21 protein-coding genes and 1 tRNA gene are annotated in these 20,741 nt (G+C 45.1%); 7 read left to right on the top strand and 15 right to left on the bottom strand.

The genetic code is table 11. From position 1 onward, the window contains the following. Positions 1-87 precede the first annotated feature (87 nt). Positions 88-576, bottom strand: a complete 489-nt coding sequence (locus EAE89_RS03470) for an FxsA family protein (RefSeq protein ID WP_054480884.1) — start codon at positions 574-576, stop codon at positions 88-90. A 380-nt stretch (positions 577-956) separates the two neighbouring features. Here EAE89_RS03470 and aspA point away from each other — a divergent pair, with 380 nt between their 5' ends. The 6 genes from aspA to EAE89_RS03440 all read left to right on the top strand — a co-directional run bounded on the left by aspA (position 957) and on the right by EAE89_RS03440 (position 7,666). Then, positions 957-2,381: an aspartate ammonia-lyase gene (gene aspA, locus EAE89_RS03465; RefSeq protein ID WP_149615873.1), complete on the top strand. Its 1,425-nt coding sequence runs from the start codon at positions 957-959 to the stop codon at positions 2,379-2,381. A gap of 322 nt (positions 2,382-2,703) precedes the next feature. Then, entirely contained in the window at positions 2,704-3,159 is a 456-nt protein-coding gene (locus EAE89_RS03460) for an AEC family transporter (RefSeq protein WP_214085431.1), read from the top strand. Between the two features lie 496 nt (positions 3,160-3,655). Continuing rightward, complete coding sequence (locus EAE89_RS03455; RefSeq protein ID WP_054480878.1) at positions 3,656-4,957, top strand: anaerobic C4-dicarboxylate transporter; 1,302 nt, start codon at positions 3,656-3,658, stop codon at positions 4,955-4,957. Positions 4,958-5,136: 179 nt separating this feature from the next. Then, entirely contained in the window at positions 5,137-6,873 is a 1,737-nt protein-coding gene (locus EAE89_RS03450) for a protein-disulfide reductase DsbD (protein ID WP_214085374.1), read from the top strand. Between the two features lie 16 nt (positions 6,874-6,889). Then, positions 6,890-7,462: a division control transcriptional repressor DicD gene (dicD, locus tag EAE89_RS03445; RefSeq protein ID WP_054480873.1), complete on the top strand. Its 573-nt coding sequence runs from the start codon at positions 6,890-6,892 to the stop codon at positions 7,460-7,462. A 128-nt stretch (positions 7,463-7,590) separates the two neighbouring features. After that, a tRNA-Phe gene (locus EAE89_RS03440) sits at positions 7,591-7,666 on the top strand. A 388-nt stretch (positions 7,667-8,054) separates the two neighbouring features. Here EAE89_RS03440 and EAE89_RS03435 read toward each other — a convergent pair. From EAE89_RS03435 to EAE89_RS03380, 14 genes are all read right to left on the bottom strand, one after another. After that, complete coding sequence (locus EAE89_RS03435) at positions 8,055-9,056, bottom strand: tyrosine-type recombinase/integrase (protein ID WP_149615874.1); 1,002 nt, start codon at positions 9,054-9,056, stop codon at positions 8,055-8,057. Positions 9,057-9,134: 78 nt separating this feature from the next. Beyond that, positions 9,135-10,652: a conjugal transfer nickase/helicase domain-containing protein gene (locus EAE89_RS03430; protein ID WP_339423028.1), complete on the bottom strand. Its 1,518-nt coding sequence runs from the start codon at positions 10,650-10,652 to the stop codon at positions 9,135-9,137. A 400-nt stretch (positions 10,653-11,052) separates the two neighbouring features. Beyond that, positions 11,053-11,178, bottom strand: coding sequence for a hypothetical protein (locus tag EAE89_RS24135; protein ID WP_338090086.1), 126 nt, complete (start codon positions 11,176-11,178; stop codon positions 11,053-11,055). Then, a complete protein-coding gene (locus EAE89_RS03425; RefSeq protein WP_338090087.1) occupies positions 11,172-11,702 on the bottom strand; it encodes an N-6 DNA methylase in 531 nt (176 codons plus the stop codon). Before EAE89_RS03425 ends, EAE89_RS24135 begins: the two co-directional genes overlap by 7 nt. A gap of 220 nt (positions 11,703-11,922) precedes the next feature. Next, a complete protein-coding gene (locus EAE89_RS03420) occupies positions 11,923-12,843 on the bottom strand; it encodes a DUF1281 domain-containing protein (protein ID WP_149615876.1) in 921 nt (306 codons plus the stop codon). Between the two features lie 125 nt (positions 12,844-12,968). Further along, positions 12,969-13,157, bottom strand: a complete 189-nt coding sequence (locus tag EAE89_RS03415; RefSeq protein WP_149615877.1) for a hypothetical protein — start codon at positions 13,155-13,157, stop codon at positions 12,969-12,971. A 260-nt stretch (positions 13,158-13,417) separates the two neighbouring features. Further along, the gene (locus EAE89_RS03410; protein WP_149615878.1) at positions 13,418-14,329 is read right to left on the bottom strand and encodes a hypothetical protein; all 912 of its coding nucleotides are present in this window, start codon (positions 14,327-14,329) and stop codon (positions 13,418-13,420) included. Between the two features lie 98 nt (positions 14,330-14,427). Next, a complete protein-coding gene (locus EAE89_RS03405) occupies positions 14,428-16,389 on the bottom strand; it encodes an ArdC-like ssDNA-binding domain-containing protein (protein ID WP_244866127.1) in 1,962 nt (653 codons plus the stop codon). A 69-nt stretch (positions 16,390-16,458) separates the two neighbouring features. Then, on the bottom strand, positions 16,459-16,932 hold the full coding sequence (locus EAE89_RS03400; protein ID WP_149615880.1) for a hypothetical protein: 474 nt from the start codon (positions 16,930-16,932) through the stop codon (positions 16,459-16,461). 76 nt (positions 16,933-17,008) lie between these two features. Then, positions 17,009-17,305 carry a hypothetical protein gene (locus EAE89_RS03395; protein ID WP_214085372.1) on the bottom strand — a complete coding sequence of 99 codons (297 nt, stop codon included), beginning with the start codon at positions 17,303-17,305 and terminating at the stop codon, positions 17,009-17,011. After that, positions 17,305-17,682, bottom strand: coding sequence for a hypothetical protein (locus EAE89_RS03390; protein WP_149615882.1), 378 nt, complete (start codon positions 17,680-17,682; stop codon positions 17,305-17,307). The genes EAE89_RS03395 and EAE89_RS03390 overlap by 1 nt, the downstream gene beginning before the upstream one ends. 12 nt (positions 17,683-17,694) lie before the next feature. Further along, the gene (locus tag EAE89_RS03385; protein WP_149615883.1) at positions 17,695-17,916 is read right to left on the bottom strand and encodes a hypothetical protein; all 222 of its coding nucleotides are present in this window, start codon (positions 17,914-17,916) and stop codon (positions 17,695-17,697) included. 107 nt (positions 17,917-18,023) lie between these two features. After that, complete coding sequence (locus EAE89_RS23955) at positions 18,024-18,155, bottom strand: hypothetical protein (RefSeq protein ID WP_262499864.1); 132 nt, start codon at positions 18,153-18,155, stop codon at positions 18,024-18,026. Positions 18,156-18,534: 379 nt separating this feature from the next. Continuing rightward, positions 18,535-19,425, bottom strand: a complete 891-nt coding sequence (locus EAE89_RS03380) for an integrase domain-containing protein (protein WP_149615884.1) — start codon at positions 19,423-19,425, stop codon at positions 18,535-18,537. A gap of 441 nt (positions 19,426-19,866) precedes the next feature. Here EAE89_RS03380 and EAE89_RS03375 point away from each other — a divergent pair, with 441 nt between their 5' ends. After that, the gene (locus tag EAE89_RS03375) at positions 19,867-20,157 is read left to right on the top strand and encodes a hypothetical protein (RefSeq protein WP_214085371.1); all 291 of its coding nucleotides are present in this window, start codon (positions 19,867-19,869) and stop codon (positions 20,155-20,157) included. Positions 20,158-20,741 lie beyond the last annotated feature (584 nt).

Here is a 20,741-nt window from a genome sequence, read left to right as displayed (position 1 = left end):
TGACACTTCAAGGGCAGGCAAGAAAAATATTTTATTCTTTTCTTACCCGCAGAAAAAACCCCTGTGATTAGAAAAAATACTTTCTTATCAACGAGGTTTATGTTCATCATCATCACGTTTATGGTCGTTCAATGTATGGGAGGAATCATCTTGCTTGCGCTCGTATTCCCCTTCAAAGGTGTTACCGCCCTGTTTGAACCCATTTCTATTATGAGGACGATAGAAATTAATATGTGGCATCAGTTTCATCACCAGCGTTTTCTGAACAGGAGGCAGTAACAACAGCAACCCGAGGAAATCAGTAAAAAAACCAGGAAGCAGTAGCAGAAAACCGGCCAGTACAAGAGACACACTCTTTATCATTTCTACCGCAGGGCTTTCTCCGGCAACTAATTTCTGCTGGAGCTGAATAAAGTTCTTTACTCCCTGATTACGTACCAAAGAGATACCGACACAGGAAGTAAACAACACCAGTAACAGAGTTAGCAATACCCCTAATTCAGATGCGACACGTACAAATAAAGTTGACTCAATATAGATAAGTAAAAATATCAGGATAAATGGCAACCAACGCACTTGATTCTCCTTCAATTGATTTAGCTGGAGAGGTTGTATCCTGAATAAATCATATCAACAAGATCCAAGGGACAACCAAATTAGCATTTTTTTCAGTTTATAGAGATTAGTAATTGGGATCATAACTATCATTTTCAATCCTATGAAGATTTTACGGATTAGGCATACAATTGTGATTTACATCACATATATAGAATCATGTTCAGCAAATTACCACTATAAAGTGATCCAGATTCAATGCATTTATTGCTAACCAGCATATGATCACGCCAGCAATCTGGTGATGAAGAATTCATATCACAACTATTGCTGTTGGCAACATAATTATTTAACAAACGCATAATTAGACAGTAAAAACGTCATCTAATAAGAAGGTTCTCATGTCAAACAACATTCGTATCGAAGAAGACCTGTTAGGTAAACGAGAAGTTCCTGCTGAAGCCTATTACGGTGTTCATACCTTACGTGCGATTGAAAACTTCTACATCAGTAACAACACTATTAATGATGTACCAGAATTTATCCGTGGCATGGTGATGGTAAAAAAAGCGGCGGCTTTAGCTAACAAAGAATTGCAAACCATCCCCAAAAAAATTGCCGATATCATTGTCAAAGCATGTGATGAAGTGCTCAAGGCGGGTAAATGCATGGACCAGTTCCCGGTTGATGTGTTTCAGGGGGGGGCTGGTACTTCACTCAATATGAACACTAACGAGGTTCTGGCAAACATCGGCTTGGAACTATTAGGCCACAAAAAGGGTGAATATGAATACCTCAACCCAAATGACCATCTGAATAAAAGTCAGTCAACTAACGATGCCTACCCAACCGGTTTTCGTATTGCTGTTTATAACTCGATCCTGAAACTAATTGAGTCTCTTGAACTGCTCATCGCTGGCTTCAATAAAAAAGCCAAAGAATTTGATGACATTCTGAAAATGGGTCGTACCCAGTTACAGGATGCTGTACCTATGACGCTAGGACAAGAATTCAACGCATTCTCCATCCTGCTGAAAGAAGAAGTTAAAAATCTGAGCCGGACTTCTCAACTGTTGTTAGAAGTTAACCTTGGTGCTACCGCTATCGGTACCGGTCTTAACACTGCACCAGGCTATCAGAAACTGGCAGTTGAAAAACTGGCTGAAGTCTCCGGGCTGCCTTGCATACCCGCTGAAGATCTGATTGAAGCAACCTCTGACTGTGGTGCTTATGTCATGGTTCACGGCGCTTTGAAGCGCCTAGCGGTTAAACTGTCTAAAATTTGTAATGACCTGCGTTTGCTCTCTTCTGGTCCTCGTGCTGGCCTGAACGAAATCAACTTGCCAGAATTGCAAGCCGGTTCTTCTATCATGCCAGCAAAAGTTAACCCTGTTATTCCAGAAGTTGTGAATCAAGTTTGTTTCAAAGTCATTGGTAACGATATTTGTGTCACTATGGCATCTGAAGCAGGCCAGTTACAGTTAAACGTGATGGAGCCTGCTATCGGTCAGGCCATGTTTGAATCTATCTCCCTGCTAAGTAATGCCTGCCGCAACCTGGTAGAAAAATGCGTTAGTGGTATCACAGCTAACAAAGAGGTTTGCGAAAACTTCGTATTCAACTCAATCGGTATCGTCACTTATCTGAACCCATTCATCGGTCACCACAATGGTGACATCGTCGGTAGGATCTGTGCTGAAACCGGTAAAAGTGTTCGTGACGTCGTACTAGAACGTGGTCTACTGACCAACGCTGAGTTAGATGACATCTTCTCTGTAGAAAACCTGAAACGCCCAGCTTATAAAGCAAAACGTTTTGACGATTAATTGTTGAATATCATAAAAAAATAGCTATTAGCAATAAGGCACGCAACTCAACTAGATAGCGTGCCTTTTTATTTCCCTACATGTAAAAATACAAAGTACTAACCTAAAATTTTCAGTTTATTATTTATTATGATAGGTAGATTCACTATATACCCAAAATAAATTTCAATTTGCAGCGCGGCGGCAAGTGAACGCATCCCCAGGAGCATAGATAACGATGTGACTGGGGTAAGTGAACGCAGCCAACAAAGCAGCAACTTGAAAGATGAAGGGTATAGGTTATTTTATTACTGCCAAAGGACATTTCACCACCAAGTAAAGCATAGCGAAAATCATAAAATTACCCATTATTTACGCAGCCATATTAGGAATTGTATTAAAAAGTAGTAGCACAACACTACATCCAATATTCGTATCTACACTAGATAACTTTAAAGACGCTTATAGCATTCTAGGCATGATGGTTATTGGAATAATCCTATCTTCTATTTACAAAATGAAAATTGATTGGAAATTTTCGTTTTTTACATCGTTATGGAAACACCTTATCTACCCTATTCTTGGGCTATGCTTTTTCCATTACATAGCTAATACACCCCATGATGTATTGGTTGTTATCACTTTCATGCTATCCACTCCTATGGCCGGTAATATAGCTATTATCGCAAACAATCTAAATGTCCATCCTGAAAAAGCAGCGCTTTCAGTGATGTTAAGCACAGCGCTTACTATTGTTACTGTGCCCCTTGCAATGGTGATGATTAACCAGGAAACATAAAAATTACTGATAATAGCAATGGTTGGTAACGACCCCAATTTATTGATAATGATGGATGACCAAATACCAGCCAATAATGTTGTCGTAAATTTCTTCTAATTTTGAGAAGTAAATCATTCTGCAAAACCATTTAAGGTACTTTCATCGATTCAGATTATATCGTGCAATTCATTGTGAGTATTCCTATAATAATGGTACTAATTTATTGTAATATTTGCGTTAAGACTAGTAAAAATGCAAGAAAAATTGTGGTAGAACATAGTTTACTAAGTGAAGCTCAGTTAGATTATATCTTTTCAGTAGAAAATCTGAAGCAATTAGCGTATAAAGCGAAACGTTTTTATGACTAATAAAATATTCATAACAATAAATAGATCTTAATAATTAAAGCACGCAACTCCAACTGGATAGCGTGCCTTTTTACTTCCCTACACGCACAAAATATTAACCTAAAATTTTCAAATCTTTAATTATCTTAACTTAAGGAGTAAATATTATGTTAGCCGTAGAATTGATTATCGTTCTGCTGGCCATCTTCCTTGGTGCAAAATTAGGGGGGATCGGCATTGGGTTTGCCGGTGGTCTTGGCGTTCTAGTGCTGTCAGCAATGGGGGTTACACCAGGGCATATTCCATTTGATGTTATTTCCATCATTATGGCAGTTATCGCCGCAATCTCTGCAATGCAAGTTGCTGGTGGTCTGGATTATCTGGTTCAACAAACCGAAAAACTTTTACGCAAGAATCCAAAGTACATCACTATCCTTGCCCCCATTGTTACCTATTTCCTAACGCTGTTTGCTGGTACAGGTAATATCTCTCTGTCAGCACTGCCTGTTATTGCTGAAGTTGCAAAAGAGCAAGGCATTAAACCATGCCGCCCACTTTCCACCGCAGTTGTAGCAGCCCAAATTGGTATTACCGCCTCACCTATTTCCGCGGCAGTCGTTTATATGTCCTCTCTGATGGAAGGCCACGGCGTCAGCTATATCCACCTGCTGATGGTTCTGTTGCCATCGACTTTTGCTGCTATCGTTCTGATGTCCTTTATTATCTCCTGGGTATTTAATTCCAAACTATCTGACGACCCTGTTTATCTGAAACGTCTGCAAGAAAACCTGGTCACTCTGCGCGGCAGCAAACAGATTGAAGTTAAACCAAGAGCCAAAGCTTCTGTTCTGCTGTTCCTGTTAGGCGTTATTGGTGTTGTTATTTACGCTATCGTCAACAGCCCAAGTATCGGTCTGGTTGAAACACCACTGATGAGCACCACCAACGCCATTCTGATTATCATGCTGAGTGTAGCAACTATCACTACTATGTTTTGTTCAGTTGATACTGATGCCATCCTCAATTCCAGCACTTTTAAAGCAGGTATGAGCGCATGTATCTGTATTCTGGGTGTTGCATGGCTAGGTGATACTTTTGTACAAGCAAATATTGATTGGATTAAAGACACAGCTGGTGGCTTAATCCAATCTCAGCCTTGGTTACTGGCCGTCATCTTCTTCTTCTGTTCTGCCCTGCTCTATTCCCAAGCAGCAACAGCAAAAGCACTGATGCCGATGGCGCTGGCTCTGAACGTTACACCACTGACCGCAATCGCTTCTTTCTCTGCGGTTTCCGGGTTATTCATTTTGCCTACTTATCCAACGCTGGTTGCTGCGGTTCAGATGGATGACACCGGAACTACCCGTATCGGCCGTTTCGTATTTAACCATCCGTTCTTTATCCCTGGCACCATTGGAGTTGCTCTGGCGGTTGCTTTCGGCTTCTTATTCGGCGGTATAATCCTCTAATTCTGCCAACAACAGCTCAATTCAGGGACGTATACCGTCCCTGCAATTTTCCGCTAAAAGATATGTTTTCTCTGCAATTCTTTAATTATTGCTCCAATCTTAACCAGAACACTTTCTGGTCTGACAACCATCAGTTATAGTGCTAAATCTGTTTCATTCCATTAGCGATCGTTACCTTTATGATTAAACATACTTTTATGCTGTTTTTGCTATTTTGCAGCACTCTCTTTACACCATTGACAGTCAATGCGTTATTTGAACAACCGGGGCAAAACCTGTATTTGCCGGCAGATCAAGCCTTCATGTTTGATTTTCAGCAAAAAGGCGACAAACTAACATTAAACTGGCAAATCAAACCGGGCTATTACCTTTACCGCAAACAATTTCGTGTCGAGCCACAACAAGCCACACTAGGTAAAATCACCCTGCCACAAGGTACCGCTCATCAAGATGAATTCTTTGGCGAAACCGAAGTTTATTTCCAGCAACTGGCTATCAATGTTCCTATTACAGAAGCAAATGATAAATCCAATATTGTTGTCACTTATCAAGGCTGCGCAGCAGCGGGATACTGCTATCCACCTGAAACCCGTCTTGTTCCATTGAATGCAGTTATTCCATCAGAAACAGCCAACGTAATACAAACTGAACCTGTTCAGAAAACATCAGAAAGCACATCAAATGATCAACAAAATCAACAAAATTTACCTTTTTCACCACTCTGGGCAATTTTAATTGGTATCGGTATCGCCTTTACACCTTGTGTATTGCCAATGTACCCACTGATCTCCAGCATTATTCTTGGCAGCCAGCACCCTAAAAACCTGAAACAGATCTTTTGGTTAGCACTAAGCTATGTTCAAGGAATGGCAATCACTTACACCTTGCTTGGGCTGATTGTCGCAGCAGCGGGTCTACAGTTTCAGGCTGCACTACAACATCCATATGTACTAATAGGTTTGTCAGTATTGTTTATTCTGCTGGCACTATCGATGTTCGGCCTTTATTCTCTGCAACTGCCTTCCTCTGTTCAGACCCGCCTGGTCAACTGGAGTAATCAACAAAAAAGCGGCTCATTCTTCGGTGTCTTCGCAATGGGTGCATTAGCAGGATTAATTTGTTCTCCTTGCACTACCGCTCCTTTAAGCGCCATTCTGCTCTACATTGCTCAAAGTGGTAATACAGTGGCAGGTGGCATAACCCTTTACCTCTATGCTTTAGGTATGGGATTACCGCTCATTGCTATCACCATGTTTGGTCATAAACTCCTACCACGCAGCGGTCCTTGGATGCAGTATGTTAAAGAAGCTTTTGGCTTCATTATTCTTGCATTACCTGTTTTCCTATTGGAAAGAGTTGTCGGAGATACATGGGGAATACGGTTATGGAGCCTGCTGGCAATCTGCTTCCTGGGATGGGGATTTGCTCTGACACTCAGAAGTCAAAATAGCTGGATCAGAGTCATGCAACTGATATTATTAATTCTAATGCTGATAGCTAGCCGCCCCTTGCAAGATTGGTTTTGGAATACATCGGTTACACAACAGCCACAACATAGCCTCAATTTCCGCCAGATAAATAACTGGCAAGAATTCGAACATATAATGGCACAAAACAGCCATAAAACCATTATGCTTGATTTTTATGCTGACTGGTGTGTCGCCTGTAAGGAGTTTGAAAAATATACTTTCAGCGATCCGCAAGTTCAATCACAGCTGAGTGATACCCTACTGTTACAGGCTAATGTCACGAATAACAGCCCGCAACAAAAACAACTATTGGAAACATTCAGTGTACGAGGATTACCCACTATTCTATTTTTTGACTCTCAGGGAAAAGAGATCCCTGATTCACGGATAAACGGCTTTATGAATGCAACCCGCTTTAATGAGCATTTGCAGCATCTACAAAAATGATCTGAAGGAGAACACCGTGCAACGAGAGCAAATTCTTAGTCACGTCTTAACTTTGCTGGAGCAACATGGCTTATCCGCCACCACTGAAACGCTTCTTGGTTCACTTAACATGGACATTGAGTATCTAAAGCAGTTCTGGCCCGATCGGGAAGCACTACTTTATGACTGTCTACGTTATCACGGTCAACAAATCGATGTCTGGCAACGACAAATGTTACTGGATGAAATTCTGACGCCAGAACAAAAACTGTTAGCTCGCTATACAGCGCTTGATGAAAAAGTAAAAGAGAAACGTTATCCGGGTTGTTTATTTATCGCGGCCTGTAGTGCATTTCCTAAACCTGACCACCCTATTCATCAATTAGCGGAATTACAGAAACAAAGTTCCTCCCGTTATACCATCGAGCTATTGCAGCAACTGGATATCGAAGATGGCGAACAGGTTGCCAAACAGATGGAACTCATTCTGGAGGGTTGCCTGAGTAAGCTATTGGTCAAACGGGATATTAATGATATCGCCACAGCAAAACTGCTGGCAGAAGATGTTTTGAATATTGCCCAATGTCGCAAAAATGGCGCATTAAGTTAACAAAAATCAGCCTGAGATGAATAACCACACAAATGGCGGGCAAAAAGGAAGCAATCAACCGACTTTTATCATTTTTTATCAGAAAGACATTGACGACTTAGGCTGAATACGGTTTAATGCGCCCCGTTGCCCGGATAGCTCAGTCGGTAGAGCAGAGGATTGAAAATCCTCGTGTCGGTGGTTCGATTCCGCCTCCGGGCACCAATTCAAAGTGCGCTTGTTGGGAGATAAAAACTTAACGGGCGACCAATACAAGAACCCGAATGTATAACTGTGGTTAGTTTAGCTTTTCAGTATTTCGATATTGAACTGAACATAAGGGTTACCAAGCTAGGATGCCTAAGAATTTAGGCGTCCATTTTGCGCTGGAATGCAATACTTACAAGTTCTATTGCAGCTGTCAAGCCATCCAAACCAAAATCAATGAATTAATTAACACGATGTTGTATGTTGGTTACTCAACTATCCTAATTTAATTGATCAGAAGAAAGTTAATTACGGGTGATTGTATCAGCTCAAAAAAATTCCCTATCTTGCAACAGGGAATTTGTACAGACAAAACAAGTCCAGGCAACAGCGAAGATATTTTGTTTTATCCGGTTAACATTTCGCCTCTCTCTGGTTCAACATCGATATACAGCATTAATTCACGCTCCAACGCGCGCCCGGCAGTCTCCAGATTGATATCAATATATTCCATCGTCGTGGCAATACTGCGGTGCCCCAGTAATCCGCGTACCATTTGTAAATTACGATCAGGCGCTTTCATCAGTTCAGTTGCCAGGGTATGCCGGAAACGGTGTGGGCCCACATCAAATCCACACTCCTTTGATAAGCGCCGAAAGAATGATTTTATCGTCTGTAACTGGTCGGTTTCACTTCCTCTGTCTATTTTGGTGGTAAAATAGTTCACACAAAACAGGGGATCACTCAATTTTGCCCCAGCAGCCTGAGCACGTTCCAGCAAAATCTCCAGTCGCGGATACAGCCATTTCACCACTGGCACCTGATGTTCATAATGGTTCTTACTCCCCTCGGAGCAAAGAATAATCCGACGCTCATGCAGGTCAATATCCCCCAACCGGATATGTAATAACTGATTTTGCCGCATCCCGGTATAACGCAACGTATCCAGTACCGTCAGCCAGTACCAGGTCGGATATAATGCACAGCGGGCACGATGGTTATCCCCTGCCTGTCGCTCCCGCTCTTCAAATTGCCCCATCGTGAGATACAAGGCTGTCAGTTGTTTTTTGGTCAATGTTTTCTTTTTATTTTTGTTCGCATTGACCACCACACCATTAAATGGGTTTTCCGTTTGGGGCAGTATTTTTTCTTCTATCGCAAAATTAAACACCGCCCGCATATGCGCAATCTTACTGTTCCAGGTCACACCTTTCAGGCCAGACTGATGCAACACATATCTGCGCCACGCCAGCACCTGTTGTCGGGTCACTTGAGCAGGCCGATTATCCACACCTGCAAACACCTGGAAGGTATTCACCACCTTGCGATAACTTGACTCCGTATCCGGCCGCAACATTTTGGCAAAGAAATACTCATCCAGCAGGTTATCCCAGGTCATACTGTCCATCTCTACTTCCTCACTTCATCAATTTAAAAACCCATTGCGGGGCGCAGAAAATAACATATTGTTATTAAAGATGCTTTCTCATGAAATCATGAGAAAAGGGCTATCTTCTGGTACAGAACGGTCACGATAAAGCAACGTGTTTTTGATTAAGTAGCCATGAACACGTTGATAGGAGCCAGTCCGATCAGCCGAATCATAAAGATGACAACAACAAAAACACTTTCCACGACTGACTCGATGTCGTCCCAGCCGCTCGAATGCGGTTTGTACCCGTTTCCATTTTTGGCTAACTTCTTTGCCATCCGCCTGCTTCTTCTCACCGAGAAACTGGAAGAAAATGGCTGGCGCGCTCACAAACACAAAACCACTGACCAGATGTATCCGGGCTTCCGGAGTATTAATGGTCATCACCCCATGCCTTAATCCAGCGGACAACCAGTCCCAGAATTGCTCGCCAATACAGGATGTCTCAATAACATTTTCGTTCTGCCATGTTGCCTGAACCGCGTGTTGTGAAGGCGCTGATGTGTATGGCGGTACGATTTCCGCTTCACTGGCCATAACCTGTTCTGTCACTGTGCCCGTCACATTCATCCCCATTAATGACAATAGCTGTTGCGTGCTCCCATCCGACGGCATCCCCTGCTCCGGCGCGACTGTCATGACAGCAGAAGGGATCTCATCAACCGGCCTCACGGCTGATGAAACAATTTCAGTCATCGGGTTATCTTCCTGTCGTCTCTGAGAAGGCAGAACACTGTCTATTGCGGTTGATAAAGGCGTAGCAGAAACCTCGGGATTGCCTGAAACAATAATTTGCGGTGATGCTGCCGTGACAGAGAATATTTCTGATATTGTCGGTGCACCCGCTTTATTCAAAGCTTCTGTCATTATCTGATTGATTGCGTCATCTTCCTTCATGTCACCGGATAAAATACAGAACAGCGAAGACAAGGCATTAGGTACTGACGCCAGCCAGGTCAACGCCTTAGCCGGCAGCAATCGTCCGGCGAGTAACCCCCCGAAATGACAGGCAACCCTCGTCTCCACGGGAGGAATTTTGAACCGGAAACGATACGGCCCCTGCGGCACAACCAATCCCGGGTACCAGGGTTGGCCTTCATCCAGTTCCCCGTCAAACTGGGCCAAAACAGGTAAAAAATGAAATAACGCAGCGTAAAACACCACCGTGTTCCATATCACACTTTGTTCTGCCTGCGTCTCAGGGGCTACCCCCGGCGGTAACATCTGTCCTTTTGCCAGACGTACCGCAAACGCAGTACATTGCAGAGTCACATCAATCAAGCCACCTGGGTGGGCATAAGGCCCCTGCGGTGCTGCCGGAAGTTGTTGCATCAATGCAACATATTCATGTAACGGGGCCAGCCATAACGTCTGATAGTGTGTTTGGGGTAATGCGCTATTGTCCCACAGACACTGTAAACACTGCCGTCGCCGGGCGGTATCAAGCAACAGTCTGGATTCAGACGGCAAAAAGTAGCCTGCTTTGACCGTTTCTGGGATGGAGGTGGGTTGGGGAAGTGACTTTTTTCCTGCGGATGTTCCCGCCAACAGGATTTTAATTTTTTTCAACACGATTATTCTCCTTTTTTTTCCCAAAACCCTAATACATCCTCTGGCAGGGACAAGGCAAAACTCTTTTCCCGGGAATAAAAATTAATCAATGAAAACCGTACGCAATAATTCAAACGTTTCCAATGCAATCACGGGTAAACGAAGCGGGTATCCGGTTCTTTCGTTGAATCAGTCATGATAAATACAAAAGGCAAGAATTTTATTCAATGATGGATCATGCAAGAAAGGATTAAAGAGGAAATATAGAGTGTGTCCAGTGCAATCTGGGAAGCACTATCGATTCAGACTAAAACGTGTCAGGGATGAACAAAATAACCTCACTCGGTTTATTTCTCATCTCCGTCCTGTTTTGTGGATAAAAACTCCGGCCCAGGAGCCGGAATTTGCTTAATCAAGTGTCTCAAACCGTTTGAACTTCATGCTGCTTACGATTTTTCCTGAGACAACACGGCCAGTTTTCCAGCCAGTGTACCGGGGTATACATAACCCGATGACGTTCATTTGTCAGCGCATTACCTATCACCACCTCGCCGGGTATCCCCAGCAGAGAAGGATATACGCCATGGAAGCGGCTACGACGTCAATATCAACGCAGGATACCCACATATGCCGGACAGGAACATAACCTGAGGCTTTCAATTCTTCTGCCATCACAATAACCATACAACCCGTGCTACAGGCAGGCTCGTATAAGGTGAAAAAGGGATGCTTCGCTAAAAATTGCCGAATGTCACTCAACTGCATGTTTGCCATCACCCGGCTAATATGCCAGGGTGTGAAGAATTGCTTCAGATGTTTGCTACCCAGATTCATCTCCATGAAAATGCCGCCAAGAAAATCGTGGGATTCGCGTTCCAATACCTTTATGACATGCACAAGCAGTTGAGACAGCCAGGTCACATCTTCCGGTTCATGATGTTTTATGATTTGCAAATACTGCTGCTCCAACTCACTGTCTGTGCAAAAAGCATTATGCAGACTGATTGCCGCACACGGCACAAAATCGCCAAATACCCGGTAGCGATGAGGGTAACGAGCCGTTTCATTCAATCAAGCCATAAAGGCTTTTTTATGATTAATCAATACAGACAAAACGTGTTCCTGAGAAAAGGGGGAACACGCCCCCTCAGAGGAAATGTTCCCCCAATGGGTAAATCGCCGGTGTCATATCCGCCGGCAGTCGTGTTATCGGATGCTCAGACAAACCTGAACCTGTTTTTTATGTCAATTCACCACAAGAAATTTCCCTGCGGGATACATTGTCAGCGCACTAACATCCGTCATGTAAAATATTGCCGAGAATGTAGGCCGGCCCTATCACTTTACGGATACCGTCTTCCTCACCAAATTCCAGTTCACCAATGCTACCCGTTTCCCTCTGCCCATTCCGGTATTTGTCATAACCACAAAAACCACTGACACCCTTAAAATAATGGGTGATATGGCAGTGATATTGCCTGGATAAAGGCGCTATAACTTTTTCATACCACGGCTCCTGGGGTGTTTTGTCAAAATGCCCGGTCAGACTGCCATCATCATGGTGCTTCCAGGCTATGTCATAACCTCGCGGCTGTGCCATACCGTACAATCGGATATACAATTCATGAGTCGTCTCATGATCCTTTAACAATCCGCCCCAAAATCCATTGATTTCACTCGCAAGACGGGTCGGTATCAGCAAAAACAAGTCACCCGGAACCGTCTCTGTCAGCCGGTCATCAAGATGAGACCACAGCATTTCCGTGTCACGTTCTCCGTTCCAGTCAACCAGACCGAACCAGTCACGGGACTTTTGGTTAAACAACGCCATGATGGTTTCCTGCGCTGCCGGGAGCAACGTCTCCCATTTTCGCGCGGCCAGACTACTTTGTTGGTATAGCCTGTTAATCTGCTGGCTGGTGACTTCATCAAGCACAACATTATCTTTTAACAAGGCCAGCCAGTGCTCAAACGCCCGGTTTGCCGGTGAGCTTCCTCCTTTCCCCTTCGCGACCAGCGCCGGATAAAGTGGGTAATCTGTCGTTTCAGTGGGTTGCAGGAGACCGGCACAGCCCGCAACAAACAGCTTAATACTTTGATGGATAGCCTGCCCGTAATAGGGAGTTTTGTCTCCCAATGCCCATTGTTGCAGCGCATCCAGTTGGTCAGGTTGACCCGTGATATGCAAACGATTAGCGTACCACTTCGGCATAGTAAAAAATCCTCTTTTTTTACCTTCACAGAGCATACCCTGTGAAGGTAATGCCCCACAGGCAAGTGATAAGTTCAGCGATGTGAAAAAGCTATCCCGCTTTCGGATAGACCCATCCGAGTTATTTATAGCCGGACAGCCGGTCTCCACAATTTTGTGGCCTGTACATCAGGGCGCTTTCTTTTTCCAAACGCCCCGATAATCCTGACCGTCATCATCCGGTACAAATCAGGCCGGAAACGCCTGCCATAACGACGGGTGACTTTATTCTTGCGAACAGTTTTTGGGTCTGTTTTGGTCTTAATCTTTTTCATCAATAACGCTCCGAAATAAATACGGGCGTTACCCCCTGACGGGAAATAACGCCCGTCAGGGTGAAAACGACTGCCGGCATCCCGGCAATCAGGGGTAAAATTGTGTGATAATTTGTGTGGCTGTCAGCGTCACCTTCAGATCACATTTGTCATGCAGTAACCGGGTTTCAGGTCTTTCGCCTTAAAAAGTAACATCGTCGTTCTCCTGAGGAGAAACGTTCCCATTGAGGGAACATTTCCCCCAATGGGTTAAATTTTAGTTATACTGCCAGCCTATGTACTGGCGAAAACAGGCTCACTAAACGGGTTTTCAGCACAAACTGCTCATGTACCCATGTGATTGCCTCATCCACCACATTCCGATAATCCTTGAGTGTTGGGTTATTAACATTTTCAATGTCTACATCTGATCGAAAACTCTCTATCACACGACCATTCTTATATACCACATCAACCTGGAACTGGACGGGTGTCATCAGTCCATCAGAGACATCATCGATATACTCTTCGAGATACCCTGACTCAAATTCCTCTGCCTCAATATTGTGTAAATCCTGTGGCCCCATGAATACATCAATGTAACCGATAGAGAAGGAAAAACGCCGTATTAAACGGGGTTCAACCTGTAAGTGACGAAGAAATTGACCCAAACGTTCAAAACAATACCGACACGTTTCTGTCAACTGCTTATCCAGATAGTCCATAAAACGTGTCCAGTACTGTTGTGTTTTGCTGAACTGTTCCAGCCCCATTTGTTCATCTTCCGGTAGATTATCCTGCGCCGTCAGACACAAAAACTGCTCTGCCGTCAAATTCAGTAACACGGCGGTATCTGGCCTGATAAGGGTATCCACACGGCCACTACTGTCCAGATGGGTATAAGGCATCAGCATCGGATCCTGATAAACATGAGATATCGCATCCATTCCCCGTATCCATAACGTCAGGATACGTTCACTATTTCTGCATCTAGCCCGGTTTGCCAGCTCCTCATACAAACTGTCCAAAAAATGATCCATGACGGGCAAAAGTAACTCTTTGGTAAACTTTACATGGGTATTGACGTAGTCTCCCTGGCACTCATGAAACAGACAGAAAATAGCGTTATCATTCAGCGCCAGCCCCATTCGTTCTACGAATTGATGCCGGATATAAAAACGTAATAAAGACATAAGGGAAATCTCGTGATTGACGGGGTTTCCCCTTAGGGGATATCCCCTATCAGGTTAATGTGAGGCCACCCAATGGTGACTTAAATTAAAAATGTGTATCAGCCAGCCTTACGCATCGCTATTTCGTTTTCAGCTTCCTGACGCTGACGTTTGAACTGCCAGCAGCCTAAATGGTACATTGGCGTCACCATTTGCTGAGACATGACATGAGTGAGTGAATCGCCCACCGTGACCACGGCCGGGACACCCAGCAACGACAGCTGGATATACGTCATCATCGCGGCAACCGGGTCGATATCGACACAAAACGCCAGCATCTGCTGCTGAGGATTAAACCCCGCTTCCAGCATTGCCTGATGCATCGCAATAATCATCCCGCCGGCACCACAAGCCGGGTCAGACACCGTGATATATTCACGCTCACCGGATTTCAGCATTGGCAAACCGTCAGCCAGCTGTAATTTGGCCATCATATGGCTGACAGGAAACGGCGTAAGATACTGACCAGCCTGGTCATTACCTAATTCCAGCGCCATAAAAATAGACCCCAGAAAATCACCGACCTCATACTCCAGACCCATAATAACTTCACTCAGCAAACGACTCAGCCGGAATGCATCTTCACGGGAATAACGTTTAACCCGCTGCATATAGTCCGCTTCAAATTCCTCATTTTGCAACAGCGCGTTATACAATGAACAGGCGGCCATATGCACAAAATCACAGAACACCGGCCAGCGATTTTCATGGGGTGCAATCTGGTTAAACAGTCTGATAAAAGCCTGTTTATGTGGATTCGGTTCCCGGTAAGTTGCCGCCAATGGCAGCGCCACCACATTATCATCAGGAGAATAAGGGTCATTATCTTCATCCTCACTGCCCGTCTCAGACGCCACCGGCGGTGACAACCGCTCAGGTTGTAATAACGTATCCGGTTCATCGGTATCAGCCTGTTCTGTGACCGGTACCCGATAATAGTTCAGATACGATGGCTGGCTGGAGAACAATGCCAGTGCCTCACTGGCCGGCCCCAATTCTTCCGGGAATAACCGCCCTTCGGACTGATCACGCCGGTCCCACTCGTATATTCGTGCCAATGCACTGATAGCCATCAGCGGCGTGATACCACCGTCGATATGACGCTGAACAACTGCATCACATCCCAACATCGTGTCATCCAGCGGCAGACCATAATGTTCGCTAAGCAGTACGGTCGCCATTTGTTGCCACAACCCTACACGGGTTGGTAACTGTTGCTTTCGGTGCTGCAAATAATCCATGGCACGGCGGGCATCATTAGCCACCTGAAATAACCACCACGGATCTGAATCCAAAGTCTGTACCCAAGGTGCCACCCTATCCGGATATACCGGGTTACCCCGAACACCGGTCAATGCCGCCACAAACGCCGCGCCCAATGCTGTCACCCATTGTTCCCGGGCTTCATCCCACTGACTTCGGGTTGTCAGGCCAAAGCGGTTTAACCGGGACGGATGGCCAGTGGCATAAACCAGTTGATACAACAAGTCATGCCAGTATTGTGAATCTTCAACGTAGTCCCGCCGGACAGGCAGCTCAATACGATCATGCCATGGCCGGTAAACGGGCACAATGCCTGACCGATGAACCACCGGGATCCCACTGGCCGTCACCAGTTGCTGAACAGCGGCAAAACCGGGAGCCGGACGGGGAGGTAAAGGACAACCGGGTTGAAGTTCTGCCGGCAGTCCTTCACATTGTTCCAGATTAATAACACGTATCAGCGACATTGAAGGCCGGTAACGGACGATGGTTGTCGGTTTTTCACCGTTGACCACCCATCCGCCTAACGCTCTTAACTCATCACCGGTTAACCAGCGGTTAGATATCAGCTGCCGCTGCAACATAGTTTGCCAGAGCAACAGCACATTGATACCGCTAAACGGTTGTCCGGTCAGCGCATGCTGCGGCAAACCGTACTCACTGGCCGCTTGCCAGGGCGCCCATCCACTTTCCAGGCTGTCTGTAAGACGTCGGGTTATTAACCGGCAGATATCATCCGGTAGGTAATAAAGGGTCATCATCCTTCCTGTCTAAAATTAAGGAAGAGACCCTTCCACAGGGAGTCGTCTCTCCCAGGGGATAAATAATTAGCGCATGAAATAATTAGCTATTTTGGCCGGTAACGCGGTCAGCCAGTGATAAACTACAGACAAGTCAACTTCGTAAGCATGAAGCATCAAACACACGCCTGTCACCAGCGACGTCAATGCTATCCCGGTCAACAGCCAGCGACGACGCTGCCTGAGTTTTTTCTCCTTTAGCTGAACCTGTTGATACAGGAACAGCCCCAGCGTCTGCAACTCACTGAACCGGTGAAATTCCTCACGCCGTAAGGCTTCGCATGCCTCATCGTAACGCTCAAGCTCTGTCGGATGATGACGAGCAAGAAAACAGCGGTAACCATGATTTCTCAGCGTGTGATAGTGATTGTCGAATTGCGCCTGCAGCCACTGATTAAACCGGCTACGGGTTTTCCTGAATATCTCAGGCTCAGCCAGCGCCTGCACTGACAGGGACTGGGACGGTTCCCGAATGTGTTCTTTAGTCGTCATTGTACTCATAGGGTTAACTCCTGTTGTAAAAAAATGACTGACGGAGTTAACCCTCACGGGTTTCCCCGTCAGGGTAATCAATAAATTAGGCGTCCAATGCAATCAGTAACCGATCAGATTGATGTTTAAGCCGCAGCGCTTGCCATAAAAGGGCCTTCATGTTGCCGTCATGCGGCAAACAGAAAAAACCAAACGTCACCTCACACGTTCCCGGCTTGGCTGCTGACCAGACTTTGAATGCCTGGTAAATCAGTTGATGAAACCGTTCTGTTTCATATTCTGGCGCAGACGGATAACTTACCATTCGCAGCCAGACGGGCTCCTCAATCGCCACAGCCGGCATCACCGTCCGGGTAACGGCAGTCAACGTCTCATTGACCATTATGCGGCCTCATCATAAGCCTTCGACAAACTACGCTGTCTCAACAGACGCGTGAGCATCTGTTGCGCCGAATCCACCGCTTCCGTTTCGTCGATAAGGTACCGCTCGCCATAAAACGGCTCCGGACTCTCCTCACCGAAATACAGCAACTCCACACCCGGTTTGTAGCTGTGTCTATCTCTGACCACCACCGGTCTCCCGCACGACTTCGCGTCATCAGAAAGTTGCCATTTACCCGCATATACCGTGTGTCTTCGCGTATGAGCTGCCGGTAGTCTCACCTGTCTTCGACGTAATAGCCGGGACATAACATGGTAAAACGACAGCGAAATCCAACGAATAACGCTCCAAAGTACTGTCACAAAGATCATTAACATCGTTCGTCTCCTTTATCCCCATAACAACTGGAAAACCAGCAACAGCACACCTAACGTCAGGATCCCCGCAATTTTGAACAGCGTTATCATGCCCAAAAGTTTAAGGAGTGCGTCACGATCTCGGCAGTCACGCTCATCACGGATCACATCGCGGATAAGTGAACGTTGTTTCGGCGTTAACCTCTCTGAAGCCGACAAGGTTGTCGTATCAGTGGGGGGATGAAAAGCAGGCATTAACTACTCCTGTTACCGGGAGTCCGCCCTTGACGGGGACAAGCCCCGGGAAATGTAAGGAAGATGTTCCATCACGAACATCATACAAAGTGAATAAATCCGTCAGGTCAATCCCTGTCAGGATGCCTGATAAGCATCACCAGCCGGGGTAATCTCCCTGACTTAACTTTGTGCCCAATCAGCGCTTCAAACCGGACAGCTTGCACCGATATTTCAATGAATAACGATAAAGTGTGCATAATATTTCCTCAAATGTAAAAAATGAGGAATAACCTCATCCCTCAGGGAAAGGTATTCCCCATCAGGAGGTGGTTGATATGAGAGAGACAACAGGCTTCACTCTGTCCCTCGGCGGTGAGATCATCAGATAGCCAGTAGGCCACCGTGTGTTACTAAAAATGCACCTTCATCACTGTAATCAGTGATACCCGTTTTCAAAGGATAAACGGGTGTACCGCCCAAAGGCACCATCTCTCAGGTTACAATGGTTTTATGACGAGTCACCCAAAAGCGTCAGTCTCAGACTCATCTGACATTGGCCGTTGCCCGAAAACAACAAGTTAACGCACTGATATTAAGCCCAGGGCGGTTTCGATTCAAGTTAAATTCAAAAGCTGATTAATTGTCATCCTGCTGTTTATTGTAGACACGGGCAACATAATGCCCGCGCCCATCCCCATGTCCCAAATCCATTGAAACCATCGCTTCCGCTTCTTTTCGGCTGAATCCCTTTGACAGATGATAATTTATGGCCTCAACAGCATAAGCATAACGCAAACTGTGTGGTGAAGACTTTCCGGTTAACCCCGCTTCCCTGACAATATTCCGGTAACGATCAATGGCCGAATGTAAATTCGGCTTATCAATCAAACATCCCTGATTTTTATTGGCATACTTTATTGCCGTCCTGACGGCCTGGATCACTTTATCCCGATCAACCACCGTCGTGTCACGGGGACGTCCCCCTTTTGTCCCAAACACCACCCTCACTCTTTCATCCCCACGCAATAAAGCTTTTTCCCACGTTCTTAATGACTTTGCCGCCTGAACCGCTTCTTCCGTTCGCAGCCCCAGATAACGAGAAAGTTGCATAGCCGCAGCCACTCCTTCATCTTTCCCTCGGACAAAAACAAGCGTCGTGTGATAACGCTCATCCGAAATCGCCATCTTAGTCCCCTCCCGGCTGGCGCCAGATAATCCGAGCGCATGATTACTTAACCGTTCGTGATGAGGGTTAGCTAATTGAGATCTTCCCGCCATAGCGAATATCGCCCGAACAGCCGCCATCTCATTTTGTAACGTGCGCTTTGAAATATTCTCTGACTTTCGGCTATCGATATATTTTTCAATATGATTAATTTTCATATTCTTAATATCACGGATTTGAATATTTAATATCGCCATGCTTTCTGCCAGACGTTTGGCTATTTTCATTCTGTCTGAAACGGTTTTAAAACTGCCGCCAGCCTGACGAGCCAATGTGACTAACTGTTTACTCAACTTTGACATTCAAACGATTTCCTTTTTAACCCACACGACACCACCGCTTGTAACCTGACGGAGGCAGGCAATACAAAACGGTATTCTGAATGTCATCTCTCAACCCCAACGGCACGGTTTGATTTGCGCTTCCTGCGGCTCGACTGATATCTGTGCATCGGGGTGGCGAAATGTTGAGTTCTTACGAGGCACCCCAGCTCTCTGAGCTGTTCGCGGTTTACACCGTCCTGACCGTTGTCAAACTACCTCCAACGCCAGTTTTCACTGACGTCGCCATCAATACCGAGTCGATTGTTCTCCTTCTTCTGAATATAAAACCTTCTGAATATAAAACGTCAACATGATTGTTTTTTACTCAAGACGTTAAGGTGAATAGCGATCTTAAAACCCTCCGACCGGTGTACTACGTATTGGTCAGAAGGTAAAAGATGCGGGGAAAGCTTGTATTACGTGGTTTGGAAGGTTGTACGCTGGCAGCGTCACTTGGTTTTCGTTATCACGCCAACAAGTGACGCTGCCGGTTTCTTCTGGACCCAATGCGTTGTCCGCAAAATATCCAATAACCTGTCGAAGCTGGCAGCAATCATCCAGACTGCTGAACGAAACCACCCAGGCAAGCTAATCGTAGAAAGCAAAATTAACCCGCAGGTTGTTGTCTTGATGATACTGGCAAGTCAGAAAATTGTCTGTGAAATTGCACCTTCATCACTATTGCTAGTGATACCCGTTTTCAAAGGATAAACGGATTTACCGTCCGAAGACGCCACCTCTCAGGCTACAATGGCATTGAAATCAGTCACCCGAAGGCATTCCTCTCAGACTGCGGGAACATTAACGATCGCTTACGCGACAACGAATACTGCCTTAAATTAATCAAGGTCCATCTCAACGTCAAGAAAGCTTTTCATACTGCATAGAATCATCATTTATGCTCTTCAAAAAGTGAGCACAATGACAGGCCGAACAGTTAACAAGAAGCAAAACTGGCATAGATAAATCCGCAATAACATAGCGCCTGTTCTGACAACTGAGCTAAAAGTCATCATCTAACCTAATCATAAAAGGTAATACCCAATCACTAGTTAACGATAAATGTCACATTTCAATGTATTCTCATTCTGAAATTAAAATAAAAAATATGATCTAAATCACAAAATTAAAACAAAAAATGAAATTATTTTGAAATTATTAACATTGATTATTAAATGATTAATATTAATGCATTTTTTATATATTTTGTAACAGAATAATAACATTGGCCTGTTTTTTGTTTTAAAATATAACCCCCTGTTTTTGCTGCTATCTTAACCAAACCCCGGCTTTTA

Origin of the sequence: Photorhabdus heterorhabditis (assembly GCF_018448905.1) — a bacterium.
Classification (GTDB): Bacteria; Pseudomonadota; Gammaproteobacteria; order Enterobacterales; family Enterobacteriaceae; genus Photorhabdus; species Photorhabdus heterorhabditis.
This window is presented reverse-complemented; position numbering and strand designations above follow the sequence as displayed.